The sequence below is a fragment of the Gimesia sp. genome (genome assembly GCF_048262075.1).
Classification (GTDB): Bacteria; Planctomycetota; Planctomycetia; order Planctomycetales; family Planctomycetaceae; genus Gimesia.
The window spans coordinates 147,177-173,578 of the sequence record NZ_JBLXFK010000012.1 but is presented as its reverse complement, the minus strand read 5'-3'; the positions used below and the strand labels follow the sequence as shown (position 1 = coordinate 173,578).

The window sequence follows — 26,402 nt, the reverse complement described above, 5'->3', positions numbered from 1 at the left end:
ACTTCAGTCGGCGGCACCGATGTCATTATTGAACGCATCCTGAAGAATCCGGCGTTCGTGCCGTTGATGAGCAATGTAACTGGTAATCCAGTCGCGCAGTTCATCCCGCAATTCAGCTGCCATTTGCTTCATCTGCTGTAGTGGCTGAGAATCTTGCAGACGAGTTCTTAGTTCGTCCAGTTTCTTCAATAACTGGCAGCGTTCCTGGTACAGGTCGCGCACCTGCCCCTGCCAGTTGGGGTGCTCTTCGAGCACCTCTTCAAGATAGCCACCTTCATCCTGCAACTCGAATTCACGAGGCATTGCCTTCAAAAGTGTATCGAGTACTTTTGAAATCCATTTCCAAGCTCCCGCATCACCTTCGGCTTCTTCCAATAAGTCTAATAAGTCACCTAACAGGATATATTCCAGCGCTGAAATCTCTTCCAACGCACCATCGACAAGACATGAATGTTTTCTGGACATATTTAAACTCCTTGATTCACAAAGAGACCACTCTGCGCAAGACGCTCTCTTTGTTGCGGGATAAATTGATATGACGTAGGCAACTCCTGTTTAAATTTTGCTGGGTCAATCGGAAATGAAATAAGAACGCAGTGATTTGCTGATATCAATTTACCACTCCTGCGGGAATACGTCAAAAAAACTTTTTACAGAACTGGCAAATCTTCGGTCTGATACACAGGTTCCCCGACCCCACTTCGCTGAAACAGAGCCTTTCAACCTCTTACAGTATTGAGAGTTAGAATTATTTCCGATAAAAAGATTCCAGCAAAGCAGATACCTGTACCACCCATCACTGACAAGCTGACTGACTCGAATCTGACAACGCTCTCATTGTGAATTTTCCTTTCAAACCGCAGCTTCATTTCATACCCGTTGATCAATAGATTCGTGCCTTGCATTCCACTACACTTGATCATGAACTTAGATTGATTCGTTACTCCCCGGAAAGTAACTCAACAGTGTTGATTACCGAATAAAACGAGATAAAAAGCATGCCTACCACTACTGGAATGAAAGGGGGCGGCTATTACGATGCCAACTCCCAAGTACAACGATTGACATCAGAGGCATTACTCCCCTGGATGGAAGAAGCCATCGACGGCCTTCCGAAACCGGCTCCCGATCAGCGTTCGTGGAATTTTCTGGATATCGGTACGTCGGAAGGCGCCAACTCTATCTATACGATGAACCATCTGATTGAAATATTGCGTCGCAAGTCAGACCTGCCTGTCTGGGCATTGTTTGACGATCTGCCCACCAATGACTTTAATCAGATGTTCCTGAATCTGTTTCCGACATCAAATTCTGCACTTTCTGGTTCCGACGTCTATTCTGCTGCCATCGGCGGATCAGCTTTCGGAAGACTCGTTCCCCCAGAAACCCTGCATTTAGCAACAACATATAACGCCATTGGTTTCTTTGAATCCAAACCATCAGCGCCCCTGCCGCACTTCGTCATTCCGATGATCCCCAATCCTGATGCACCGCGAAAAGGGGTTCATGTTTCCGCCAGCGAATTGATCCCATTCCAGAAACAGTCCTATCAGGATCTCTGCCAGTTTTACACTGCCCGGGCACAGGAACTGGTTCCCGGCGGTAAACTGCTGATCCAGGTCTACGGGAAAACTGAGTCGCAATGCACCGGGCATGGGATCATGGACGTGCTCAGTGATGCGTTTCTCGACTTCGTCGAAGCAGATATGTTACCTCGCAGTTTCTATGAAAACTTTGTCTTTCCTGCCTATTATCGCGATCTCGATGAACTGACGGCTCCCCTCCGGAACGAACCGGAACTTTCAACTTCGTATCGCATTGAACACACGCAAGTCTATGACACTCGGGCCCACTTCGATAATGAATTCGCCCGCACAGGAGACCGCAAGATCTGGGCTCAGAGTTACACCAGCTTCCTGCGGGCCTTTACAGAGCCGGTGCTGGCTGATTCCTTACCCGACGCATTAGTCAAGGATCAGATAGTCGATAAAATCTATCAGCGGATTGAACAGCTTCTGGCTGAAAATCCTGAGCGGTATGAATTCCACTTTATTTCCATCGCTGCTCTGCTGACCCGTCTCTGACCAGTTATTTTCAAACAGGATAGATCGTATGTCATCAAAACAACAATTTAATAGACTGACACCGGAAGAAGCCCACATTATTCTCCATAAAGGAACCGAGCGTCCTTTTATCGGCGAATATACCAATCTTAAATCAGAGGGAACATTTATCTGTCGTCAATGCAATACTCCCCTCTATCGCAGTAAAGACAAATTTGAAAGCCACTGCGGCTGGCCCAGCTTTGATGACGAATTGCCGAATGCCGTCGATCGCATTCCCGATCCGGATGGCTCACGCACCGAGATCATCTGCCATAACTGTGGCGGTCATCTGGGGCACGTCTTTCTGGGAGAGCGCATGACCGACAAAAACACCCGGCACTGTGTAAATTCGATCTCGATGAAATTTATCCCCGCCGGTGAACAATTGCCGCCAGTCATTTCATCAGACAACTCCTGAATATTCACGAACTGCAGGACAGCATCGAACAGCCGGGACGATTGCGGGCCCACTCCGGTCGCTTCCCGGCGTATTCTTCCTGTTCAGGCTGCTCGTCATAAGGTCGCCTCAACACTTCCAGCAGTTCATTCACCAGGGAGAAATCGCCTTCGGCTGCTTTATCAATCGCCAGTTGCGCCAGATAGTTTCGCAGTACGTACTTGGGATTCACGCGATTCATCCGTTCCCGCCGCACTGTGTCTGAAGACTGCTCCTCACGCAAGCGTTTTAAATATCGTTCCAGCCAGCTGACTATTTTTGTGCGCACTTCACCCGTCACTTTTGCGGGATCATAATAGGCATCCATCAGGGGAGCCATTAACTCAGCTGCGTCTGACGATGGTTCACTTTCGGCTTTCAATAATGCCAGTCTGCGAAAGAAAATCGTCATGTCCGTTTCTACCAGTTGCAGCACCTGCTGCAGTTCTTCAATCAGCGGCAAATCACTGTCCCTCTGCAATGAACTGAATCCCAGTTTCTCTGCCATCATCTGCTGGAATCCCTGTTCGAACCCGTCTACATATTCATCCAGCGATTGCTGTAGCGGTTCGGCATCTTCAATTAAAGGAAAGATGGCATTCGCCAGCTGTACGAGATTCCATAAGGCGATCTGCGGCTGATTTCCAAAGCGATAGCGTCGCCCCGCGGCATCGGTGGTATTTGGTGTCCAGTTAGGGTCATAATCTTCCAGCCAGCCATACGGACCATAGTCAATCGTCAGTCCCAGGATTGACATGTTATCCGTATTCATTACGCCATGCACGAAGCCGACGCGCATCCAATGGATAATCATGTCCGCCGTACGACGACAGACTTCTTCGAACCAGCGCAGATAGACTTCACGGCTCGGTTCACCCAGCTCGGGAAAGTCAGTGCGAATCGTATAGTCGACCAGTTTCTGTAACGGTTCAATTTCACCACGGGACGCGAGGATCTGATAATTCCCGAATCGCAGAAACGAAGGCGCGACGCGACACACCACAGCCCCCGGCTCATGCTCGGGATTCCCATCATAAAACATATCGCGCAAAACCTGTTCCCCGGTAAGAACCAGACTCAGCGCCCGTGTTGTCGGCACTCCGAGATGATACATGGCTTCACTGCATAAAAATTCGCGCACGGACGACCGTAACACCGCCAGTCCGTCAGCAGTGCGAGAATAAGGCGTCGGGCCTGCCCCCTTTAACTGCAGTGTCCAGTGTTCCCCTTTTTGATTGCGAACCTCTCCCAGGTTGATCGCCCGGCCATCTCCCAGTTGACCGGCCCAGTTCCCAAACTGATGCCCGCCATAACACATGGCAAACGGGTCCATCCCTTCCAGAACCTGATTCCCGGCGAAGACCTCGGCAAATTCATCTGATTCGACCGCAGCAGTGGAAAGATCTAAAAGATCCGCCACTTCTTTCGAATACGCCACCAGTTGCGGCTGACTCACTCTGGTGGGGGTGACGCGCGAGTAACAGGCCTGACTCACCTGCCTGCGGAAGTTCTCCGTCTCCGGATCAGCGGGCATTTCCCGGGTAAACTGGTTATCAAATTCAAGATCATGCAGATTTTTTATTGTTTGTTGACTGTTCATACCTGAATTCTATCAGCTGAACAGTCTGAAGAAAAGATATGCATTTTCAGCAACCGCTTACCGAACTCTAAAACAACATTCAGAATTCCAGCTGTTTAACCTTCCGTGAAGCGAGATACGCGGTTAAGACCGTGATTGCAGAAATCGTACCAAATACCGGGGGAAAATGATTTCCTGAGAGATCAAACTGACCCTGACTCTCAGCGGTAAACAGATTGTTATAGACATACATCGGGTCGAATTCCATGATTCCAGGAATAGATTCAATGACCATGGTACTGATAATAAATATCGCTAACGCCATCACGGCTCCCCGTACAGGCTTTTTCCACCAGCAAACCCCCAACACAGCGAGAGAATACATCATGGCATGTAAAACAGGAAAACAGGCGATATACGACCAGCTTAACAGATTTCTGTCATGGATATACTGATTATTAATATAAGGATCCAATGGGGATCGGGAGAGCATGTTCCAACCGAGAAGAATGGTAGTGCCATCCAATACGGTCAGTACAGCACACAACCCAACCAGATATTTAAACCAGAACCAGTGGTTCATTTTGAGAGGTCGAGACATCCAGAAATGCCCCAGTCCTGGTGTAAGCTCCGCGGCAAATATTCCCGACCCGACAACCGTCGCCCAGAGTATTCCAATAATCCGCATTGCCGATGATAGACTATAAACTGTTAACTGTATCGTTCCGCCTTCCGTATAACTACTCGTAAGAATATTCGCAAACGACATCAGACAGGCTAAGGTGAGTCCAGCCAAAGCTAATGGAACTGACTGTCTCAAATTAATCCAGGTGAGAGAAAAATATTGTCCCCGATGCGGGAACGAGATCCACGAGAAGAAAGGTGGCCAGCTCCAGCGACGATTCTTTCTTCCTGTGAGATCCAAACTCCGCGTTCCATAACGCTGCGTAAACCAGTACCCCAGCCCGCATAGTATCAGCACATTCAAACACAAAGGCAACCAGATACGATTTGACATATCAAGATCACTGAAACTGCCGACTCCATCTCCATAGCCATAATATATAACCATCGACTGGGGAAACAGCACACCAATCCAGTCTTCCAGGTAAAACAACCCCGCTCTGGATAACATCACGCGGGCTTCCGTTGGTAGAATCCAGGCAAACGAAATCGCTGCTCCCAGGAAACCGATGTGTGATTCTTGTCGTCGTCGCGCACCAGCCAGCACTAGAACCATAAATAAAGCAGTCGCCGATACGGAAGCGACACTGGTAACTTTTGCCAACAGGATCAAGCCTGCCGCGGGTGTCAGACTCTTAAGTTCCCCAATGGAGAAACCGGAAGGGTACCCATCTCGACGCTGAGGAACCTGCTCCAGTATCCCCAAAGCCAGAAGTAAAGCGAGTATCATTGATCCCAGAAAGATGGGGCCCACGAGAGAAATGATTCCCCCAACCAACCTTATAACCGCCACCCGCGAAAGAGATACCGGTAAGGACGAAGTAAACGGAAGAGTGCCTTGCGTGACTTCGCTCAAACAAACCCGCATCGCCAGAAACACGGTCATGAACATACTGTAGACCATACAGATCGAACCGAAACGGGCAACCGGTGTGCGATACCCTGAGGCCAGTTCATAGATAGTCACATAAACCACACCACACAGAATCCAGGACAGACAGACAAAAAATGTCCGCCTGCGTTCCCGCCATTCTTTATAGACCAGTGACTGTAATATTAATTCCATCTGACTGTTCCTTGAAACAAGCCACCTTTTCAGCAGTATTACTCACACAACAGCAGGCATCCCCGCCTGAGGCCAGGCTTGTGTACGACCAATCACAAAGCTTTCAAATATCTCATCCAGGTTCAACTCGATAATTTCATACTCTACTCCCAGTGAAGTCAGTTGTTCCATGAACGGTTCCGCCCCGTCGACGGTCACAACGAACTGCGACTCCCACACTCGGACATCCAATAATCCGGGAGGAGGCGTGATTCCTGCGATTTCCACTGAATTCAGTACAAAGCGTTTGACCTCGGACCGTAGTGTTTCCGTCGCAGACTGTCGAATGATTTTTCCTCCCTCCAGAATCGCCACGGCATCGGCGACCGCTTCGACTTCATCCAGCAGATGCGAGCTGAACAATACCGTTCGACCGGCTGCCTGCAGATGTTCAATCAGATCCCGATTGAATTCTTTGCGGGCAATCGTATCCAGGCCGAGTGCGGGATCATCGAGAATCACCACATTCGGCTCATGCGCGAGCGCCAGTGTCAGTCCCAGCTTGACGTTCTGCCCCTTGGAAAGTCGTTCAATCCGCTGATGACGGGGAATATCGAACCGCTCCAGATAATCGTCTGCCAGCGACTGATTCCAGGCCGGATAAAAGGGATTCAGAAAATGACACAATTCCACCGCCGTCATCCAGCCATACATGGTCTGATCTTCTGCCAGATAACCGACCCGGCGACGCAACTCGATCGCTTCCCTGGTGGGATCGCAGTCATCCACTTGTATTGAACCGGCATCCGGCTTGAGCAACCCCAGCAACATGCGAATCAGTGTCGTCTTACCAGCGCCATTTCTGCCCAGCAACGCCAGCGTCTGTCCGCGGGGAATCTCCAGAGAAACATCTTCCAATACAACATTCTTACCAAACTGTTTTAGGACCTGATCAATTTTGATGGCTGCTGCTGACACGTTCGACTCCTGTGAAATAGATGACTTTCCCAATTCTGTCTCGTGTTATTGACGCGTTGCTGCTTCTGTTTTCAATTCCCGTTTCGACTCTGCAATCGAGGTCGTCAACAGCTTTCGGAGTTCAGCCGCGGTGAGTCCGAGCAGTAACCCCTGGTGAACCACCGCTGAAAATTCCCGTTCCAGTTGCTCCCGCTGCTCCGCCATCTGCTGTCGATTTTCGGAGAAGGCAGCCTGGGGTAATACAAAAGTGCCTTCCCCATGTCGCATTTCCACCAAAGACTCGGCAGCCAGTCGCTCATAGACGCGTACCACCGTGTTAACGTTCACCCCCAGCCGCGATGCCAACTTGCGCACGGAAGGCAGACTATCCCCCGGCTGCAGTGTTCCAGACAGACAGTGTGCCCGGATCTGCTCCATGATCTGCCGGGAGATCGGCGTTGAAGAACCACGTTCGATTCGGATATGCATAAAAACTCACCTCAAAGAGTACACAGTACTATAACAGTTTCTTTCTGCATGTCAATCTTTTTTTTTGAGAAGCACCCGTGAAATACGCTCTCACCTCCGTAACTGTGCCTGCTTCTCCAAAAACACTTGTAGAAAAGCAGACAATCCTTCATAGTTAACATAAACCTTCCTTGATATTTTCTGCCTTCACTAAAGCTCACAGTGATTCACCAGTCAGGATGACCCCGACAGGAGCGAAAACATGAGTCTCATCAATCGCCGCACCTGGTTGCAGCAGGCTTCCGCAGCCTCCCTCCCCTGGCTGATGACACAACCTGTCACTGCAGCTGGCACCGCCGAAAGATCAAAGTTACCAGTTGCTGCTATTGTGACCGAATACACGCCGAACTCGCATGCAGATGTGCTGGTCGGAAAAATCCTGGAAGGCTTCCAGCAACAGGGAGGTGCCGGTCCTGACTTAAAACTGGCTGCACTCTATACCGATCAGGTGCCCGCGCGGGACATGAGCCGCAGCCTGTCACGTAGATACAAATTCCCCCTGGCAGGAACAATTGAAGAAGCGATCACACTCGGAACAGATCAGGTCCAGGTCGCAGGAGTTCTGATTGTCGGCGAACATGGCAACTACCCTTTTACACCTGACACGAAACAACACATGTATCCCCGTAAACAGTTCTTTGATGAAATCACTGCCACGTTCAAGAAATATGGCAAGTCGGTTCCCGTGTACAATGACAAACACATGGGTTATCGCTGGGAGGATGCCAAAGCCATGTACGATACATCACTCAAAATGAATTTCCCCATGATGGCCGGTTCTTCCCTACCAGTCGCCTGGCGCAAACCGAGATTAACGCTGCCCGCTAATTGTGAAATTGAGTCCGTGCTGACAATCGGTCGCGGCAATTTTGAAGCCCACGGCTTTCATTCGCTGGAAGCCCAACAATGTTTAATTGAACATCGCAAAGGTCCTGTGGGAGTTACCGCTGTGGAAACCGCGCAAGGCCAACAGATCTGGAAAGCCGGACGGGAGGGAAAATGGGATCGGGCCATGCTGCAGGCGGCGCTGGATGTAATCCCGAATGTCGCCAAAGGAGACAGGGAGGAGATCCTGAAAGATGACAGTGCGTTCTATTTTCTGGAACATCAGGACGGTTTAAAAAGTACGATCGCGATGGCAAATCGACTCAGTCGGCATTATGCTGTCGCCGTTAAACTGAAAGGAGAAGACAAACCGCGGGCCACCTGGTTCAAACTGGAACTCAAGCCCCCGTTCGGTCATTTTGCCTACCTGCTTCAGGCCATCGAACACATGATTCATACAGGCGAACCAGCCTATCCTGTCGAGCGAACGCTGCTGACTACCGGCATTCTGGACGCCGTCATGCATAGTCTGGCAGCAGACGGCAAACGGATTGAAACGCCTGATCTGGCCATTGATTACAAGCCCGCCCACTGGCCGTATGCGAATCAGCCTGACATTCGATGAGAACACGCTATTTCAAGACATCACACAAACGTTGTGCCAGCAGATTGACCTGATCTGATCTCAGACACAGTGGGTTGACCGTCAGCAGGCCTTCATGCAGCCGGGCATGACCAACATACACCGCAGGCGTACCCTCTCTCAATTTCCGGCAGACATCAAAGGCTGTTCCGACTTTGTCTTCTTCAATCTGAATCTCCAGCAGCGGACAGCGTTCACTGCATTCCGGTATTTCCAGAGAACAGGCGGCATTCACATTCGCCTGTTCCAGCTCCCCTGCGATCTGTTCCAGCCAACGGCGGTACTCCTGGTTCTGCGTATCGTAGGCACCGGAAGAAAACAGTTCTAATGCGGTCAGCAACGCAATGATCTCTTCTTTCGAAACTTTCAGAGCGCGTCCAATCCCATGCCGGGGAATGCCATCGAACAATGTCAGGTCAATCAGGTCAGCCGGAGGATCCCACAACTGCCCATGATCGTCCATGTCAAGCAACTGCAGTGCTGCCGAAGAAATCAGCTCCCGCTTTCCACATAACAGACCTGTCGACTGCGGACCGCGAATTGCTTTTCCACCACTGAAGGCGATCAGATCGGCTCCCGTAGCGGCAATTGCTTTCAGATTGGAGCGCGGTGGCACTTCTCCTGCTGCATCAACGAGAACCGGAATCCCCCGCTGCCGGGCGACTTTAACGACTTCACTCAACGCCGGCTGCGAATTCGGAGCATGCACATAAACAATCCCCGCGGTATGCTCATTGATGGCAGCAGCATACTCCCAGGGTTCCGTTCGTCGAACACCTGCATTCGAAACAATTTCATTGAAACCGACTTCCACCAGCCGTGCCCCGGATGCCCTGACTGCATGGTCATACCCGCTCCGCTGTTCCCGCGCGATAATGAATTCATGTGGAAAGCCGTCACAGTGAGGCAGTTGTTCCATCCGCCTCAAATCATGCCGTGCCAGTATCGCAGCCGCTCCCAGTGTCAACGCTCCCGCAGCACCAGAGGTCACCAGACCGGCTTCCGTACCTGTCTGCTCGGCAATCTTGCGTGAAGCTGCCGCCTGGAGCTGCTCTAATGAAACAGCAATTTCAGACGCCTGTCGAAATGCTTCCAGCACTTCTTCAGGCATCGGTGCGCCGCCCAGTCGAGTCACGCTGCCACAGGCGTTAATAATCGGCTCCACACCAAAACGTTGATAGATACTCACCCGTGACTCACTTTCCATATTTCTGGCGTGCCCAGTTTTTGAAGGCACCCTGAGCTTCTTTTCCTGTTCCAGGAAATCCACCATGCTGCACCATCCAGATGGTAACGATTCCGTCTTCAGGTCGAATTTCCATATTCGTGGCGTGCGCACCACCATGTCCAAACCAGTCTGGTCCCACAGCCAGTCCCAGTCCGTAGCTTTGCTTAACTGCTGCGGTCGTCTGTCGCGTTGTCAGTGCTTTAAACGAGTTTTCGCTTAAATAACGTTTGCCCTTGAACTCTCCTCCGTTAAGCAGCATCTGACAGTAAATCGCAGTGTCCTGCGCAGTCGAAAACAGTCCCCCCGCCGGCATTGGAAACCGGTGCGCGGTATCAGTCAAAGGATAGGTCAACTGGTTCAAGGGGAATTCTGCCAGATCAGTCTTCGAGGCATCAGGGCGATATGACTTCGCCAGTCGAGCGACCTGTGCTGCGTTCGGCCAGAAGGTGGTATCCTTCATTCCCAGGGGATCAAATAATCGTTCCTGCATGAAATCTTCATACTTCTTACCTGACACGACTTCGAGAATCCGCGCCGCCGTGTTAATCCCAGCGTTCGAATATTGATAATGTGTCCCCGGCTCAGTCTGCAGAGGCGTCATCGCATAACTGCGTACGGCTGCTTCCAGAGGCAGCCCATCCAGTGCAGGCACTTCAATCGCGGACTTGAAGGGTAAACCACTCACATGACTCAGCACTTCGCGAATTGTGATTGGATGTGAGGGCTTACGAAGCAGTACATGATTCTCATTTTTTTCTGCGATCACCATCTGTCCCTTGAATTCCGGTAAATATTTCTCCACCGGGTCATCCAGGGATATTTCCCCATCATCGACCAGCATCATCACCGCCGTCGCCGTCATTCCCTTGGATTGAGAGGCGATCCAGAACATCGCGTCCTCAGGCATCGCTTTTTCACCCTCGATATCAGCAAAACCGACAGTATCCACGGAGAGAATCTGATTTTTATCAGCGACCAGGGCAACAGCGCCTGCCAGTTCATGACGATCAACATACGGTTGTAACACAGAAACTGCTGATTCCGGAGTATCAGCATTGGCATTTTTTACTTGAGTTGTAACCGCTGCCAGAATAAGAATTGTAAGGAGTCGAATGCGAGGCTTCATGAGTGTCCTTCAGCTGTTGGAATCAGATTATCAAGTCATTCATCTTACCGAAAGTGTATATCGAAGGTAAAGCGGGCAGACCAATCCTGGTCAAACCGTACGGCTCAGACAGAAGAAATTCATAAGTGTCGAATTGATTCATCGATACTTTTTTCCTGATTCCGGGCAATCATGAACAACTGCACTATAGTCGAGACTCCTGTTTTGTCTATGATTGAGTGTAGACTACAGGTATCCGAACACGCCTGCCCAGCTCATTATCGACTTGAAAATACTAATCCAAACTGGAATGAGATAACTTTATGAATCGTCCCACCAATCTGGCGGAACTCCGCGAAAGCGGCTGGAAGAGTAAAACAGTAAAACGCGAAATTTATGATAATCTCATGCAGGCCCTGCAGACCGGCGATGAACTGTTTCCCGGAATCGTCGGCTATGATGATACTGTAATTCCCGATATCGTCCTGGCACTCCTGTCAGAACATGACATGCTGTTCCTGGGAGAAAAAGGGCAGGCGAAAAGTCGTATCATGCGATTACTGATCCGATTTCTTGATCCGGAGATCCCCTACCTGGACATCCCGGAATCACCGGTCCACGATGATCCCTATCAGCCGATCACCAGTATCGGAAAAAAGTTTATCGCTGATACTCCCGAAGATGAAGTCCCTATCGCCTGGTGGTCCCGAGAGGATCGCTACGCAGAACGACTTGCCCCTGGCACCAAATTCGCCGATGTCATTGGTGAAATCGATCCTGCTAAGCTCGCGCACGGCGAAAGCATGTCCGCAGAAAGTGCCCTGCACTTCGGACTGATTCCCCGCATGCATCGCGGCATCTTTGCCATGAACGAACTTCCCGAACTGGATGAACTCGTACAGGTGGGTCTGTTTAATATTCTGGAAGAACGGGACGTGCAGATTCGCGGCTACCCCATCCGCTTCGACCTCGACATGCTGATTCTGTTTTCATCCAATCCATCAACATTCAACCGTAGTGGAAAAGTCATCCCGCAGTTGAAAGACCGGATCGGCTCAGTCATCCATACTCACTATCCCCGCGATCGCAGCCTGGGAATTGAAATTATGGAACAGGAAGCCAGCGTGGAACTGGAAGGGGAAGTCCCTGTAGTAGTACCTTACTTCATGCGGGAAATCATCGAGCAGATTACCGTTGCCGCCCGGGCTTCAAAATATGTTGATCACGACTCCGGTGTGAGTGCCCGCTTCAGTATTGCCAATTATCGAATGATGGTTGCTGCCGCCCGCAGACGAGGTGCCGTGCTCAATGAAAAACCGGCGGTCCCCCGCATCAGCGACCTGGGACACCTCTACTCTTCTTCATTGGGAAAACTGGAACTAGATCTGATGGGTGCCAACCAGATGTCGGAACGTCAGGTTCTGGACGCCATCATCGCCCAGGCAATTCAGGATGTCTTCCAGGAATACATCGTCGAACATGGTCTGGCAGAGATCGGCGAAATTTTTGCACAAGGCATCAAAATTGAAGTCGGTGACATGCTCCCCTCCTCCCAGTACGCAGATCGACTGAAACGGGTTCCCCCAGTATGGGATAAAGCCTTCGAAGTCAATGCATCGGGAGATGAAGCCATCCGGGCGTCCTGCATCGAATTTGTATTAGCAGGCTTGTATGCCAACAGCAAAATTTCGCGTTCCCAGGATCATGGACGCATTGTCTATGAAACATAAGTGTCACACACTACTACTACCACAACTCTCCCAAGAGAGATTGAGATACGACTATGTCTGATAAACGACTGACCGGCGGGATTATCCATACGTACCAGAAGTACGACCCGAAACGCATCCCCGACCCGATGCAACCTCCTCCCGATCTGGTCTCTCCCGCTTTGAATCACATGATGTATTATGGTTCCATGCGGGAACTGACAGAGGAAGAACTGGCGCGGGCGATCAAGCTGGACCCCAGCCAGATCGCAGGTCTGGGCCCCAGCCTGGATGCACTCGTTGCCATGCTGGAAGAACGTAAACGGAAAATCCTCGAAACGTATGAAACCGACAGTGTAAGAAAAAAAGCCCGTCGTACTTACCGAGACTACGCCAAACACATGCAGCCTCCCCGACGCCTGAAGGATTATTTCAAACAGGCGGTCCGAGAAGAGCAGATCTACGATCTGGAACGAATCTGGTATAAAACAGAAGATGACAGCAGCCCATTTGCCCGGGGACTGGTTCAACTGGTGGATCGTCTGAGCGACAAATATGAAATCGATGAGCTGGCGTCCAAATATTACTTCACCGGGCAAACGTCGATGACGATACCGGAAGCCCTCGAAATCAAAGCAGAACTTGAAAAGATCGAAGAGCTACTCAAGCAGCTGGAAGAAGCCCGCGAGACCGCACAGATTGCCATCATCGATATGGAGGCCCTGTCTGAATTCACACAGCCCGGGGACATGGAAACGCTGGAAGCCCTGCAGAAACAGGTCCGCGACCTGATGCGGGAGATGGCCGATCAGCAGGGACTCGAGTTTTCTAAAGGTCAGTTTCGCCTGACTCCCAAAGCATACCGCCTGTTTCAGAGTCGCATCCTTGAAAAAATCTTCAGCGACCTGCAGGCATCACGTACCGGACGACACACAGGCCCGGTAGTTGGCGAAGGAGCGGTAGAACTTCCCACCACCAAACCCTACGAGTTCGGAGATTCCGTTTCGAACATGGACATCACCCAGTCCTTCACGAATGCGATTCTCCGCGATGGTCCCGGCTTACCTATTCGCTTGAAATCTGATGACCTCGTGATTCATAAAACCCGAAACACGCCCAAGTGCGCTACGACCGTATTGATGGACATGAGCGGCTCTATGCGATACGAAGGTCAGTACGTCAATGTCAAGCAGATGGGCTTGGCGCTCGAAGCATTGATTCGTGGTGAATACCCCGGCGACTACCTGAAATTCATCGAGATGTATACATTCGCCAAACCGCGAACGGCAGCAGAAATTGTAGAGTTGATGCCCAAACCGGTGACCATTTTTGATCCCGTTGTGCGTCTGAAAGTCGACATGAGTGATGAAAACATCAGCGAGCAGATTGTGCCGCCGCACTTCACGAACATACAACATGCCCTGCAGCTCTCAAGACATTTTCTCGCTCTTCAGGATACACCCAACCGCCAGATCATTCTGATTACTGACGGTCTACCTACTGCGCATTTTGAAGGCGAGCAACTGTATCTACTATATCCGCCGGATCCACAGACCGAAGCGGCTACGATGCGGGAAGCCCATTTATGCAAACGTGAAGGCATCACCATCAATATCTTTCTGATTCCCAGCTGGTCACAATCCAGCGAAGATATCCAGTTCGCCCATCGTCTGGCCGAAGCGACGCAGGGCCGCGTCTTCTTCACCGCCGGCCGCGATCTGGACCGCTATGTCGTCTGGGACTACGTTTCTCAACGCCGCGACATCATCGGCTGAGCTGGGCTGAATGTGAAATCATTCCGGCGAATACGATCTTTCAATTACATTAAAGTCTTTGCCACTGCGTATAAATGGCAGTGGCAAAGACTGAAAAATTAATTCTGGGCAAAACCGCCCTTGATATTATAGGGGATTAGTTAGGTTCTATGGTGGAAACATCAACGTCAAGCGTTGAAAGATCCGCCCCATCCTCAGTGGCAACAATTCCGACATATCCATCCAGGGTGAGAATATCACCGGTTGTAAATGTCAGAGGGTAAGTCCCCTCATACAAAAAGTTGTGATTATAATAGTTCTGGTTGGGGATATAACTTTCCAGAATCGTTCCACTGGCATCCTTTACGACAACCTCATCGGTACCAGCCTGAATGCTGAGCACTTTCACGCCATTCTTTTTGACTTCCAGGTATGACAGTCCGTGAGAATCTCCAATCGAGGTATAGCGGTACTTCACATATACAGTGGTCGTAGAAGTTCCCCCCGCGGGTTTTAACAGTTCGTAGCTCGCAAGGTATTCTGCAAAAGGCCAATCAATGGCAGTGGTACTGCTCAGGCTGAAATCAGCCACTTCCTGTTCATCCACATTGGATCCGCAGGTCACGTTATAATAGGAATTGCCCAGTGAAGCAGAGTAAGAAGTTCCATACTGGTCTGCCGACCCGTGGGTTCCTGTGACGGAATCTGTCGTTGATCCACTTTCTGAAGCGCCCGGCACCCCGGTACACGCGTAAGAATCAACCTGAACGTACCCGGAAAGCAACCCCCAGACATCCCCCGGGTCTCCAAACGCTTGTGCTCCCATCCACAGACAGGCGACTCCCATCACCCCGACATTAAAACTCAGTTTTCGCAATCCAATCATAGATACTTCTCCTTCTTAAAAGATGAAAGTATTTCGCAGTCACTAGTCAGTGCCCACGAATCGACTGGACGTATACTACCACGGCAGCATGAACATATTATAAGTCACCGGTGAATGTGTCGTTAATTAGCAATTAGCAAAGCCGGCCTGGTATGACCTCACAATGAAACCGATACTCTTAATGCAATTAGCGATTGCTGCTTCGCCAGACATTCAGGCAACCAAAGTGCTGCTGTTGCAATGAAGTGATCAGTTTTTTACCGGAGTTTCCGTAGCGATCAGCATTTAATGCCATCGCCTGAAGAGCGTGTTCCCGTGCTTTGGTTGTCTGTTGAGTATCTTCATAAAACTGCGCGAGCAAATAATGCTGGTCAGCCGTGGGTGCCAGTGACAACGTCGATAAATACGCACTTTCTGCTTCTTCATAGTTCCCTCGTTTCCTTTCAGCAAAAGCAATCCCTTTCCAGGCAGAGACAATCCCCGCCTGTTGCTGTTCTGAATGCGGCAGTCGTTTCCAGGCATTCAGGGACTTTCGGTACCATTCTTCACTTTCTGCCCACTGCTCCTGCTGCTGATAGATATTTCCCAGCAACTGACAGGTGAGTGGACTGACGGTCTGTTGATCACTCCAGGTAGCCAGCAGTCGGATTGCTGCTTCGCCTTTTCCCAGAATGGTCAATAGCCGGGCCTGTTGATAGGCGGCTTCTTCACTACCTACGGGCTCAAGCTGCATAAACCCGAGGTTGCGTTCGATTTCATAACAGCTCCGATCCAGGTCGCGAGCCAGATCTCCTGCGGGTAGATCACCAATTTTCTGCCAGGGTGCCAGTAAACAGACTTCGCGCGTCAAACGCCGTGCATCCCCCAGGCGACCACTGCCCAATGATTCGTCAATGGTCGTGACGATTTCATCCACCCGCGATTGAATATAGATCGATGGGACCAGGACCGCTGTAATTACAGCCAGCCCCCAGATCAGAGCCCCCTGTTTAAAGGTCGGATCAGAGTATTTCCCTCGCCTTGAGATCTTTCCTTCAACCAGGCACAGAGTCAGCATCAGCCAGAAGGCCAGAACAGGCCGTAAGATGATGGACTCCCACGCATCATAGTTGCTCAATGTTCCACTGGGATGACTGCTGCTCAAAGCCATTACCAGAATCCCTGCCGCCCCAATATAAAAAATCAGCTGAACCAGCTTAAACAGGGGAGGACTGTGTTGACTGAACACACGAAACAACCAGTCTGAGATCAGAATTGCCAGTGGTAACATGCAGACAAAACAGACAATCGCAATATCGACACGCAAATAAGGTAGACTAAGGCTTCCCGAGTTGCGGACTGTTGAGACCCACCAGCCAATCAAGCAAGAAAGAATGATGGCCAACAGAACCAGCAGGCTGCGATTGGGAATCTGAATTGGTGTCTCTGTACCTGGGATTGATTCAGCTGTTGAGATATCGGAAAGGTGCCCCTCTCGGTCCTGACGTTTCATGCGCGAGCGGGCCTCCTCGATTTCCAGAGCAGACCATCATAGGCGTAATGCAGAAACGCCATGATCAGATTGGCCGTAAGCCAGAGTTCCAGCAGACGGGATTCCATCAACCAGGCTCCCATCCCCAAAATCACAACAAACACAGCCAGAATCAGTCCCCAGCGAGGCATCAGTCGCTGAAACAGTTGCGTTGTCGATTGACCGGATTTCCGGGTCCGATCAACTGACCAGTTGACGATCGCCAGGTATTCAATGGAATGAAACAAAGCGGAAGCCGTCGTCAGGACCAGTAGCATCATCGGGTTTTGAGCGGCTACTGCCCCCAACATCGCCAGATACAAGGTCATCACACTGGTGAAGTATAAACATCGACCCACCGTTTGCGCTTTGAGTTGCCAGAGCTCTCTGAGAATCATGGTGACTGGAATCAAAGCAAATACATAATCCAGAGTTCCCCACCCCTGGCTGGCAGCAGACCCCACAGAAGCCCAACTCGCGATTCGGAACGTTACATACAACAGAAAACCCCGCATGAGCCATTTATCGATCCTTAGCCGCCCAGGAGAAAGCCCTCCCGTTTTTCGACCGTATATACTATAGATGCCGTGATGTTGAGCAGCAAAATGCCAGGCATTCCAAATATAATCGATCGTGAGCAGACAGGTGAGTGCCCCCGTAGAGATTTTAACTGCTAGTGGAATCGTTAAGAGGCAGACCGCAATCAGAATGTACTTCGTCTTGTTCGCCTGCAGGCGATCTCGCTCTAAAAACAGCAATGCGGGTGTGATCCAGCGATGCGGCGTTGTAATAAAATAGACCTGCCAGAAACTGATACCACTCTGGATCTCCAATCCTCCCCACCACTGGAGGAATACCAGTACTGGCCACCCCAGGTTCGCCAGGAAGAGCAGGTCGTATCGGGGATCCACGAGCCAGGCTGCCTGTAGTGACTGGCGAAAGCTGCGCACTGCGGAGTCAGGTTGTTCAACAGCCGCTTGTGGCAAAAGTGCGGATTGACTGATTTGAGACATATTTATCATTGCCCTGGAATCAAACCAGGTTCAAAAATATCAAATTACGAACGATTAAGAAAATTGATTCATCTCACAGATCACTAAGCGATACTTTTGAGTCACGTGCTCGGCGATTTCTCTGTAGCTTGAGAATGATTGGAATGAGATTGTTGATCCAGTCATTAATAGAACTCTAGGATGTGGAGTTATTTTAAGCATGAATTGTTAAGAAATTGTTAGCAAATGAAGAAATAGCATTTGCAGATCAGCCTGAAAGTGAAAAAGGCTGTTTCAATCGAAACATTTACATTAATATTTTCAACGTTAATTTTTCGTGAAGCACAGTTTCGGATCCGAATAATACCTGAGAAACAGGCAATCTGCGCAGCAGCAAGTGATCGACACTTCAGAGGGACTGAAACGTGTATCGAGCAGCCTTACATTGATGGAATTAGCCGGCAGGCTGCTCGGGATTAAAGCCTTTGGTATTCTGTCCATGCGGCTTCACAGAAGAATTGTCATCTTCGACTCGAAAAAAGGTGGTGGCACTTTTCCCGGAAGCCAGTTCTTTCACCCGTACTTTCCAGATTCCTGCTTTATCGTTGGGAGCAATCTGGACCAGAAAATTTTGCGCGCCATCCTGGAGAGCACGATAACCGGACATTTCCGCCACTCGTCCTTCGGCATCTTCAATCGATACTTCCACAGGAATGACAGCTGAGACCGGCGCCCCCTGATCATCAAGAACTTTGATCGAAACCGTGGCTGTTTCCCCCCGTTTCAGTGTCGCCGGAATTTGAATAGCCACCTCATTAACAGGTTGATCCGTGCAGAGATAAATCCCGCCTGCACCGGGCCCCAGTTTCACATTGACTGCCTGCTGCAGGTTAGATGACTTTGTATTGACCTGCTGATGTTGAACCAGATCATAAAAATAGCCATTCTTGCGATTCACAGACAAAGTCGCTTCTGCGGGGAGACCGTTTTCCATCACTCGACCATGATGCCCCACATAATCGCCGAATTCGCGATTGTCATTCACCACAAAAATGTAGTCGGCATGCGAGGCTCGGCGACAATAGGGAACCACATTCGGATGAGAAGAATCTACATAGCGTGTGTATTTCCCATCAAGCGCCTGTCGTAATTCTGCAGACTTCTTCTGTAACTCCTGTTTATCAAGATCTGCATTACCAGTCCGCGTGTAAGAAGAGATCCGAATATCAGGTTTGACTGCAGGTGAAACCCGTTCGTCAGCAATTACAATCCCTCCCTGCTTCTGGAAGTCCTTGATTGCCTGCAGGATGGATTCGGTAATCACATCACAGTCCATCATTACCAGTACTTTGTACTGGTTCAGGCCTGTCTGATTGATCGTTTCATCAAACACGACGTCCGTTTGTAAGCCAGCCCACTGTAGCATCTGGTGCGCATCCCCCAGCCAGTAACCGTTCCAGCCATATGTTCCGCGTCTGGCGAAAACCTGAGAGGCAAAACTTTCATAGAAGGCAATATCATTCTTTGCAGCAGGCATCTTTTTTAAGGCCGGTCCCAGAGGCTGGACAACTTCGTGTATTAAACGTTCCAGTTCATATTGAGTCTGGGGATTGGTATATCGATATCCTCCGGCTCCATCAGTCGGCACCAGTGACTGCCAGCCATGGTACATGATTCCCTTAATGGGACGGGAGATTTTAGCCCAGAACGCTTCCCTTAAATGCATCGGTGAGATTGTGATAAAGGCCGCATCGGGTTGCTCTTCTTCCCAGTGTGACAGATTCTCCGGCCCATCACCTGGTTTCTTTGCGATCGGCGCAGTCTGCGAACGATACCAGATGATCTGTGTCATATTCATGACCTCCTGATGCTTCCCAGCCCCCTTCGCCATGGCAAAAAGTTCGTCACCAACGACATTAATACGAATCGGATCCGGATAACTGTAAGTCCAATGGGAGAGCACATCCACATTCCCGCCGGAACCAAATACACTCGCCACGCGCATCGCCGGGTCATACCAGGTCCAGAATTTTTTAGAAGTCGAATTCAGCCCCCGTTCCAGGTCATTGTTTAATTCGTTCCAACCATCACCGGTTTTCCAGTGCCACTTGTAATAAACATATAGCGGATCATTATCTGACACGACACGGTCGGCAGGAAAGTTTTTCAGTTTTTTATAATCGACTCCCCGTGGCGGTCCGGCTTCTGAAGGAATCTCAATTCCGGCAAACTTCTTAAATGCTTCCCGGTCATGCTCATGGAAACAGGGGCGCGAATGTCCTCGAACTTCAGAATGCAGCAGTGCGGCATCCAGTGCGGGATAATCCTGATACGTCTGTGCCAGTGAAGCGCCCACGTTATACGTAAACTCTTTGATTTCTGGAATCAGCGGGCAGATATCTTCCCGGGAAGAATGCGTGGTTCCATCCTGATTGACACGCTGTAGGTTTTCTCGAGTTCTCAGATAAGAACCGGGGGACAGGGATGCATAGAAAGAAATACCATTGGCTAATCCCCGATCTAACCCTGCTCGTATCTCAGCGACATTTTCTTCAGAATCTGCCAGCGTGGGTTTCTCCGCTTCCAGCACTTTCGCGTAGTTCACTCTGGTTCCGACCGCGTGGGTAAAACCGATTTTTTTCAATCGATCAATTTCATTGATCCCGGCCCCCCACATGATTACGGGAAACTTGTCAGGCAATTCCCTTCCCACTATCTGAATCGGAAATGCAGCTTCCGCAGTAGTCCCGGCAGGTCCTGCTGTTTTCAATTTTGCCGTTAATTCATATTCATCCGGTCTTAATGCAGTATTCAAAGGAAACAACACCTGCTGTGGTTTACCTGACTCCAGATTGTTCAATGTGGATGTTCCCTGCACATCACCATTCAGTAACCAGGTGACGGTCGCTTCAGACAGCAATTGCGGCTGCAGGTTTGTCACCTGAAAAGTAAGTGACGGGTTCTGCTCCATTCGGATATAACAGGATCGCTGTGTGAGTCGATCAAAACGGACCGGACGAAATTCCAGTTCTCCGCTGCTGATACGGACCTGATCAATTAGCCCTGGAAAGCCTCCATAATTACTCCCATTGCGATCCCCGATTGTCAGCGGTCGCGTCCCTGGAGTGATTGCTCCTACACTGGCTACAGTTTTGTCGCCATGAGGCAGTCCATTGACAAGGAATCGACCTCGACCAGCCCCGTTATACATAAAAACAATGTGATACCAATTGTCAGGATTCAACTGAAGTGGGTTCGAGTACCAGGTTTCTGAAAAGTCTCCAAAGCCAAGAACAGCTCTCAATGTTCGGGTGCCCGTACGTCCTGCAGGATTAACAATGAGTTGATAATCAGTATGGCTCACATACTTTTTATCGAGCAGATAGGCGGTCTTTGCTTTCTTTATGTCTGCCTCAGGTTTGATCCACATCTCCAGGGTAAACGCGCCTCGAGGTGAAAGTTTGGGAGAATTTTTGACAAAAGCATTATGGCGTTTGTCTTCCACGGGAAACCCTGGGAAAGATCTCATGGCAGCACCAAATTTTCCCTGAGACTCAATATCTGCTCCGTTGAATGTAGCTAAATGATCATTTCCAGAAAGATCAGCCCCCGGTTCTGAACCATCAAACGTCCATAATCCCAGGACATGAGGACCGATGGCATTCTCGTGCGTGTATAATGACTGCCATGGTTCCTGTAATGCGAAAGATTCAGGATCAGCGGCGGAAAGACTGGTAACAAAGCCTAATGATAAAAATAACAGAACAACAGATGGAATTATTTTTCGCATGAACTCGAACTTTCAAATACCACATTTCAGGCTTCAATGGTGTAGACGCTAATTAGTTAACACAGTTTAACAATCCATGTTGCTGAATAAAACGGACTCGCTTCTGATATTTATTTACTAACAGAGACCTCCCTACTGTTGGTTCGTATGAAGTGTCGAGATGAGCTATGACTTAAAGAACGTTCATTCTGTTCAAAAGCCGAACCTTATTTGTTCGCGCGAACGATACTTGCTAGGATACTGAAAGCGTTTCTCGAAAACGGCTTTGATTTGTCTCTTTTTTCGCTGCATCTGCCAGGTTATGTCTACTGAAACTCAACAGACTATAGATAAACTTCCACCGTTGGTCGTCATGAGTGATCTGGACGGCACATTGCTGGATCATGATACATATTCGTTTGCACCCGCTATACCTGTAATCACACGGTTACAGGCAGCGGGAATTCCGCTGATACTGAATACCAGTAAAACGGCAGCCGAACTGATCGCGTTGCGTGAAGCACTGAAAAATACCGATCCCTACGTCGTGGAAAATGGTTCTGCCATCTATTTTCCGGATCCTTCGTTTATCCACACAAGCGGCTCAACTGCACATTTTTCAGGAAATGATGTGCATGTTTTAGGGGCACGCAGAACTGAGATCCTTTCGATCATTCAAAAAAAACGCCATGAAGAAAATTTCCTGTTTTCTGGATTTTCAGACATGGAAGTCTCTGAAGTTATTGCATATACGGGATTATCGGAGTCCGAAGCTGAGCAGGCGATGAACCGGGAATTTTCAGAGCCGTTAATTTGGCAGGACTCGGCACATCAATTGCGTAAGTTTGAAGCACTGATTGCCAATCATGGTCTGCGGCTACTGCGAGGTGGTCGGTTTGTGCATGTGATTGGCGCGTGTGACAAAGGAAAATGTCTGCAATGGTTCAGGGAGTTTTATACCCGTTCCGGTAAACCCACTCCTCGATTCGTGGCACTCGGTGACAGTCAGAATGACGTCGCCATGCTGAATGCAGCAGACATCGCAGTCATTGTGCGCTCTTCCCATCACGAACCTCCCGATCTTGAGAAGCAATCTTCGGTCATTATTACTGAAGAGACTGGCCCACAGGGATGGGCTGTTGCATTAACGCAAATACTGGATGAAACGCTGACCTGATCATCCCGGTTTTGACGCTCAAACTACGATCATGGAGAGCTGGTATGGGAGACTTTTACCAAAACGGTATTATCACGACATTACATAATCTCTCGTCACGCTCAATTGACGAGATGGAAGCGGAACTGCTCCAGTTTTCTAAAATACGCCCGATGAGCCTGGTGCTGCCCTGCCTGTATAGCGAACTGGAAGGGCCTGCACTTGATAAAATTGTCACAGAATTGGCGAAAGTCCGTTATCTGAACGAAATCGTGATTGGCCTGGATCGAGCGGACGAAGCGCAATACAAACACGCCATTCAGTTTTTCAGCCGACTACCTCAGAAACATCGGATTCTCTGGAACGATGGCCCGCGACTGCAGAATGTCAATTCCGTACTGCAAAACCAGGGACTGGCTCCTAACGAACTGGGAAAAGGCTGTAACGTATGGTACTGCCTGGGTTATATTCTGGCCCAGGGAACATCGGCCTCCATCGCATTGCATGATTGCGATATTCTCACCTATGATCGCAGTCTACTGGCACGCCTGATTTATCCTGTTGCCAATCCCAGTTTTAACTATCAGTTCTGCAAAGGTTACTATGCAAGAGTGGCTGACAGCAAAATGAATGGTCGGGTGACCCGTCTGCTGGTGACCCCACTGCTCAGGGCATTGAAGAAAATTCTCGGCTCACTGGATTATCTAGAATACCTCGACAGCTACCGCTATCCACTGGCTGGCGAGTTCTCTTTTCGCGTTGATGTCATCAACGATATCCGCATTCCCAGCGACTGGGGGCTGGAAATCGGCGTGCTCTCGGAAGTGAATCGGAATTACTCGACCAACCGTCTGTGCCAGGTCGACATTGCTGACCGCTATGATCACAAACATCAGAATCTTTCCGTTGACGATTCCCAGGCGGGGCTGTCGAAAATGTCGATTGATATTTCGAAAGGCATTTTCCGTAAGCTGGCCACAAATGGAGTCGTTTTTTCAACGGAAACGTTTCGTTCTATCAAAGCCACTTACTATCGAATTGCCCTCGACTTCATTGAAACGTATCGAAACGACGCCATCATTAATGGATTAGCCCTGGATATTCATAATGAAGAAAAGGCCGTTGAGCTGTTCGCAGAAAATGTGTTAAAAGCGGGTCTGCATTTCCTGGAAAATCCGATGGAAACGCCATTTATCCCCAGCTGGAATCGTGTCCAAAGTGCTTTTCCGGATATTTTTGCGAGCCTGTGCGCCGCTGTTGACGATGACTATCGGGAGTTTGCCTGAAACCATGAGTGAGCCAGTTGAGCATTCTGCAGTCAGTGAGTATCAGTTTCTGATAGAAAACCATTTAAGAATCATTTACCCCGAAATCGATCATACCGCATTTGCCCGGGAACTGATTCAAATCATGTGTCCCGACGGGAAATGCCAGACACCACAGACGCATCAGAATCACTGGGACCAGTCTAATGTAATGATGATCACATACGGCGACAGCCTGCTTACGGAAGACCAGCAGCCCCTGGAAACGCTACTTCAGTTTTCTAAAGAATTTCTGAACGAAACTATCAGCGGAATTCATATCCTCCCGTTTTTCCCCTACAGTTCAGATGACGGATTTTCCATCATTGACTATCACCAGGTGAATCCGCACCTGGGCGACTGGCCCCAGATTAATGCCATCGCAGAAAATTTTCAGTTGATGTCAGACCTGGTAATCAACCATTGCTCCAGTCAAAGTAAATGGTTCCAGCAACTCAGGCGAGGAGAAGCACCAGGTAAGGATTATTTTTTCTGCGCTTCTCCTGAAGACGATTTATCTGAGGTAGTCCGCCCGCGCACCAATGAGCTGTTAAGCCTGATCGAAACCCCCGATGGACCGCGTTATGTCTGGTGCACGTTCAGTCAAGATCAGGTGGACTTGAATTTCGCTAACCCCCAACTGCTGCGGGAAATTGTCAAAATCATCAAGCTCTACCTGGACCACGGAGTCAATATTTTTCGGCTCGACGCGATCGCCTTTATCTGGAAGGTGGTGGGAACAAGCTGTCTGAGTCTGCCGGAAACTCATGAGATCGTGCGTCTCTTCCGTACATTGATCCAGTTTGTGGCACCGACGGCCATGATCATCACAGAAACCAATATTCCCAACCGGGAAAACCTGGCCTATTTCGGGAACTCGAACGAAGCCCATGCCATTTACAACTTTTCACTCCCCCCGCTGCTGGTGAACGCCATGCTCTGTGGCAGCTGTCAGCATTTAAAAACCTGGATGATGAGCATGCCCCCTGCCTTGCATGGCACCACTTATCTGAATTTCATTGCCTCTCACGATGGCATCGGACTCAGACCCGCTGAAGGTCTGATGAGCGAAGATGAAATTGGAAATATGGTCGCCATGATGGAACAATTTGGCGGACGCATCTCCATGCGATCTCTCGCTGGAGGAGTCAAGCGTCCTTATGAAATCAACATCTCGTTAATTGATGCGATGAAAGGGACCTTGGATGGTGAAGACGAATGGCAAGTCGAACGGTTCCTCTGTGCGCACGCCATCATGTTTGCTCTGGAAGGAATCCCTGCGGTTTATATACACAGTTTTCTGGGCACTCTGAATGATCAGGCTGGCGTAAAAGAGACAGGCCTGAACCGTTCTATCAACCGTCATCGCTGGGATTACCACAAACTGGCATTGGCACTCGCCGATGATACTTCCATTCACTCGCAGGTCTTTCTGGGAATGTGCCATCTGCTGAAAGTGCGTCGACATCAGCCGGCTTTTCATCCCAATGCGACGCAGTTCACCTTACATCTGGGAGACAGTGTATTTGCCTTCTGGCGACAGAGCATGGATCGCCAGCAGAGTATTTTCGCGCTCAATAATATTTCCAATCAGGAACAGATTGTCCCGTTATCGGAAATTAATCTGATCGGAACCGATAACTGGACCGATCTAATCAGCGGTGAATTATACTCCGACCTGCGCGCTGAATTGATTCTGAAACCCTATCAGGTAATCTGGTTGACGAATCGCTGGTCGCGCAATTAACTCAAAGCCGCTGATTACACAGAATCAAACCTGGCTCTGAAAGCAGAGTTCGTAACCATCCGGATCTTTGAGAAACAGTTGATTCATTCCATAAAAAGCGGCCCGGGGAGGTTCCAGGTTTAATCCTTTCTTTGAAAACTCTTCAAACATGACCAGGGCATCAAAGCAGAGAAAATAGAAACCCACTCCCTTGATTCGTTCTTCTCTGACTCCATCCTCATCGGGACAGGCAGATTGTAACATCAGCGCCGCCGAACCCCGTTCCAGTCGACACCACTGAATTTTATCTTCAGGTTCCCATTTCATCCTGATTTCAAACCCAAGTTGATCTCTGTAAAAGGAGATCGAATTATCAATATTTTCTACAAACAGGAGAGGCACCAACTCCTGAACAGGATTATTTATCATTGACATGACTGCTCCCTGTGCACTGAGAAAAT

General features: G+C 49.6%; 20 protein-coding genes. 8 read left to right on the top strand and 12 right to left on the bottom strand.

The genetic code is table 11. The features are described from left to right. Positions 1 to 3: 3 nt before the first annotated feature. Entirely contained in the window at positions 4 to 465 is a 462-nt protein-coding gene (locus ACN0YH_RS21310; protein ID WP_417381612.1) for a hypothetical protein, read from the bottom strand. 533 nt (positions 466 to 998) lie between these two features. Here ACN0YH_RS21310 and ACN0YH_RS21305 point away from each other — a divergent pair. Together ACN0YH_RS21305 and ACN0YH_RS21300 are read left to right on the top strand one after the other, a co-directional pair. Continuing rightward, the gene (locus tag ACN0YH_RS21305) at positions 999 to 2,084 is read left to right on the top strand and encodes a cyclopropane-fatty-acyl-phospholipid synthase (protein WP_417381611.1); all 1,086 of its coding nucleotides are present in this window, start codon (positions 999 to 1,001) and stop codon (positions 2,082 to 2,084) included. 28 nt (positions 2,085 to 2,112) lie between these two features. After that, positions 2,113 to 2,523: a methionine-R-sulfoxide reductase gene (locus tag ACN0YH_RS21300; RefSeq protein ID WP_417381610.1), complete on the top strand. Its 411-nt coding sequence runs from the start codon at positions 2,113 to 2,115 to the stop codon at positions 2,521 to 2,523. Positions 2,524 to 2,527: 4 nt separating this feature from the next. Here the strand turns inward: ACN0YH_RS21300 and ACN0YH_RS21295 are convergent, their stop codons facing one another. The 4 genes from ACN0YH_RS21295 to ACN0YH_RS21280 form a co-directional block, all read right to left on the bottom strand. Beyond that, a complete protein-coding gene (locus ACN0YH_RS21295; RefSeq protein WP_417381609.1) occupies positions 2,528 to 4,141 on the bottom strand; it encodes a protein adenylyltransferase SelO in 1,614 nt (537 codons plus the stop codon). A 79-nt stretch (positions 4,142 to 4,220) separates the two neighbouring features. Next, the gene (locus tag ACN0YH_RS21290; RefSeq protein ID WP_417381608.1) at positions 4,221 to 5,870 is read right to left on the bottom strand and encodes a hypothetical protein; all 1,650 of its coding nucleotides are present in this window, start codon (positions 5,868 to 5,870) and stop codon (positions 4,221 to 4,223) included. Positions 5,871 to 5,912: 42 nt separating this feature from the next. After that, positions 5,913 to 6,827, bottom strand: coding sequence for an ABC transporter ATP-binding protein (locus tag ACN0YH_RS21285; RefSeq protein ID WP_417381607.1), 915 nt, complete (start codon positions 6,825 to 6,827; stop codon positions 5,913 to 5,915). 45 nt (positions 6,828 to 6,872) lie between these two features. After that, positions 6,873 to 7,295, bottom strand: coding sequence for a GntR family transcriptional regulator (locus ACN0YH_RS21280; RefSeq protein ID WP_417381606.1), 423 nt, complete (start codon positions 7,293 to 7,295; stop codon positions 6,873 to 6,875). A gap of 241 nt (positions 7,296 to 7,536) precedes the next feature. Here ACN0YH_RS21280 and ACN0YH_RS21275 point away from each other — a divergent pair, with 241 nt between their 5' ends. After that, the gene (locus ACN0YH_RS21275; RefSeq protein WP_417381605.1) at positions 7,537 to 8,784 is read left to right on the top strand and encodes a hypothetical protein; all 1,248 of its coding nucleotides are present in this window, start codon (positions 7,537 to 7,539) and stop codon (positions 8,782 to 8,784) included. Positions 8,785 to 8,791: 7 nt separating this feature from the next. On the opposite strand, the gene ACN0YH_RS21270 is transcribed toward ACN0YH_RS21275, so the two are convergent. Together ACN0YH_RS21270 and ACN0YH_RS21265 are read right to left on the bottom strand one after the other, a co-directional pair. After that, positions 8,792 to 10,039, bottom strand: coding sequence for an aminotransferase class V-fold PLP-dependent enzyme (locus ACN0YH_RS21270; protein ID WP_417381604.1), 1,248 nt, complete (start codon positions 10,037 to 10,039; stop codon positions 8,792 to 8,794). Next, positions 9,999 to 11,156, bottom strand: coding sequence for a serine hydrolase domain-containing protein (locus ACN0YH_RS21265; protein WP_417381603.1), 1,158 nt, complete (start codon positions 11,154 to 11,156; stop codon positions 9,999 to 10,001). Before ACN0YH_RS21265 ends, ACN0YH_RS21270 begins: the two co-directional genes overlap by 41 nt. Positions 11,157 to 11,458: 302 nt before the next feature. On the opposite strand from ACN0YH_RS21265, the gene ACN0YH_RS21260 reads away from it, so the two are divergent. Continuing rightward, positions 11,459 to 12,865, top strand: coding sequence for a magnesium chelatase (locus tag ACN0YH_RS21260; RefSeq protein WP_417381602.1), 1,407 nt, complete (start codon positions 11,459 to 11,461; stop codon positions 12,863 to 12,865). A gap of 53 nt (positions 12,866 to 12,918) precedes the next feature. Beyond that, a complete protein-coding gene (locus ACN0YH_RS21255; protein ID WP_417381601.1) occupies positions 12,919 to 14,619 on the top strand; it encodes a hypothetical protein in 1,701 nt (566 codons plus the stop codon). Positions 14,620 to 14,755: 136 nt separating this feature from the next. On the opposite strand, the gene ACN0YH_RS21250 is transcribed toward ACN0YH_RS21255, so the two are convergent. The 4 genes from ACN0YH_RS21250 to ACN0YH_RS21235 form a co-directional block, all read right to left on the bottom strand. Then, on the bottom strand, positions 14,756 to 15,484 hold the full coding sequence (locus ACN0YH_RS21250; protein ID WP_417381600.1) for a hypothetical protein: 729 nt from the start codon (positions 15,482 to 15,484) through the stop codon (positions 14,756 to 14,758). Positions 15,485 to 15,671: 187 nt separating this feature from the next. Continuing rightward, a complete protein-coding gene (locus tag ACN0YH_RS21245; RefSeq protein WP_417381599.1) occupies positions 15,672 to 16,976 on the bottom strand; it encodes a tetratricopeptide repeat protein in 1,305 nt (434 codons plus the stop codon). Beyond that, complete coding sequence (locus ACN0YH_RS21240) at positions 16,973 to 18,007, bottom strand: hypothetical protein (protein WP_417381598.1); 1,035 nt, start codon at positions 18,005 to 18,007, stop codon at positions 16,973 to 16,975. Before ACN0YH_RS21240 ends, ACN0YH_RS21245 begins: the two co-directional genes overlap by 4 nt. 433 nt (positions 18,008 to 18,440) lie before the next feature. Further along, complete coding sequence (locus tag ACN0YH_RS21235; protein ID WP_417381597.1) at positions 18,441 to 21,776, bottom strand: LamG-like jellyroll fold domain-containing protein; 3,336 nt, start codon at positions 21,774 to 21,776, stop codon at positions 18,441 to 18,443. A gap of 301 nt (positions 21,777 to 22,077) precedes the next feature. On the opposite strand from ACN0YH_RS21235, the gene ACN0YH_RS21230 reads away from it, so the two are divergent. Genes ACN0YH_RS21230 through ACN0YH_RS21220 form a run of 3 tightly spaced genes read left to right on the top strand, consistent with a single transcriptional unit; the run spans position 22,078 to position 25,962 of the window. Further along, positions 22,078 to 22,932: an HAD-IIB family hydrolase gene (locus tag ACN0YH_RS21230; protein WP_417381596.1), complete on the top strand. Its 855-nt coding sequence runs from the start codon at positions 22,078 to 22,080 to the stop codon at positions 22,930 to 22,932. Positions 22,933 to 22,976: 44 nt separating this feature from the next. Beyond that, a complete protein-coding gene (locus tag ACN0YH_RS21225; protein WP_417381595.1) occupies positions 22,977 to 24,197 on the top strand; it encodes a glycosyl transferase in 1,221 nt (406 codons plus the stop codon). A 4-nt stretch (positions 24,198 to 24,201) separates the two neighbouring features. Further along, the gene (locus tag ACN0YH_RS21220; protein WP_417381594.1) at positions 24,202 to 25,962 is read left to right on the top strand and encodes a sugar phosphorylase; all 1,761 of its coding nucleotides are present in this window, start codon (positions 24,202 to 24,204) and stop codon (positions 25,960 to 25,962) included. 24 nt (positions 25,963 to 25,986) lie between these two features. Here ACN0YH_RS21220 and ACN0YH_RS21215 read toward each other — a convergent pair whose 3' ends face one another. Then, a complete protein-coding gene (locus ACN0YH_RS21215; protein WP_417381593.1) occupies positions 25,987 to 26,376 on the bottom strand; it encodes a VOC family protein in 390 nt (129 codons plus the stop codon). Positions 26,377 to 26,402 lie beyond the last annotated feature (26 nt).

Excerpts from the sequence above, each read along its gene's own strand:
- ACN0YH_RS21280 (WP_417381606.1), bottom strand. The coding sequence starts at position 7,295 with ATGCATATCCGAATCGAACGTGGTTCTTCAACGCCGATCTCCCGGCAG.
- ACN0YH_RS21220 (WP_417381594.1), top strand. The coding sequence starts at position 24,202 with ATGAGTGAGCCAGTTGAGCATTCTGCAGTCAGTGAGTATCAGTTTCTG.
- ACN0YH_RS21230 (WP_417381596.1), top strand. The coding sequence starts at position 22,078 with ATGTCTACTGAAACTCAACAGACTATAGATAAACTTCCACCGTTGGTC.
- ACN0YH_RS21300 (WP_417381610.1), top strand. The coding sequence starts at position 2,113 with ATGTCATCAAAACAACAATTTAATAGACTGACACCGGAAGAAGCCCAC.
- ACN0YH_RS21290 (WP_417381608.1), bottom strand. The coding sequence starts at position 5,870 with ATGGAATTAATATTACAGTCACTGGTCTATAAAGAATGGCGGGAACGC.
- ACN0YH_RS21255 (WP_417381601.1), top strand. The coding sequence starts at position 12,919 with ATGTCTGATAAACGACTGACCGGCGGGATTATCCATACGTACCAGAAG.
- ACN0YH_RS21240 (WP_417381598.1), bottom strand. The coding sequence starts at position 18,007 with ATGTCTCAAATCAGTCAATCCGCACTTTTGCCACAAGCGGCTGTTGAA.
- ACN0YH_RS21235 (WP_417381597.1), bottom strand. The coding sequence starts at position 21,776 with ATGCGAAAAATAATTCCATCTGTTGTTCTGTTATTTTTATCATTAGGC.
- ACN0YH_RS21215 (WP_417381593.1), bottom strand. The coding sequence starts at position 26,376 with ATGTCAATGATAAATAATCCTGTTCAGGAGTTGGTGCCTCTCCTGTTT.
- ACN0YH_RS21245 (WP_417381599.1), bottom strand. The coding sequence starts at position 16,976 with ATGAAACGTCAGGACCGAGAGGGGCACCTTTCCGATATCTCAACAGCT.
- ACN0YH_RS21265 (WP_417381603.1), bottom strand. The coding sequence starts at position 11,156 with ATGAAGCCTCGCATTCGACTCCTTACAATTCTTATTCTGGCAGCGGTT.
- ACN0YH_RS21225 (WP_417381595.1), top strand. The coding sequence starts at position 22,977 with ATGGGAGACTTTTACCAAAACGGTATTATCACGACATTACATAATCTC.
- ACN0YH_RS21250 (WP_417381600.1), bottom strand. The coding sequence starts at position 15,484 with ATGATTGGATTGCGAAAACTGAGTTTTAATGTCGGGGTGATGGGAGTC.
- ACN0YH_RS21275 (WP_417381605.1), top strand. The coding sequence starts at position 7,537 with ATGAGTCTCATCAATCGCCGCACCTGGTTGCAGCAGGCTTCCGCAGCC.
- ACN0YH_RS21295 (WP_417381609.1), bottom strand. The coding sequence starts at position 4,141 with ATGAACAGTCAACAAACAATAAAAAATCTGCATGATCTTGAATTTGAT.
- ACN0YH_RS21310 (WP_417381612.1), bottom strand. The coding sequence starts at position 465 with ATGTCCAGAAAACATTCATGTCTTGTCGATGGTGCGTTGGAAGAGATT.
- ACN0YH_RS21305 (WP_417381611.1), top strand. The coding sequence starts at position 999 with ATGCCTACCACTACTGGAATGAAAGGGGGCGGCTATTACGATGCCAAC.
- ACN0YH_RS21260 (WP_417381602.1), top strand. The coding sequence starts at position 11,459 with ATGAATCGTCCCACCAATCTGGCGGAACTCCGCGAAAGCGGCTGGAAG.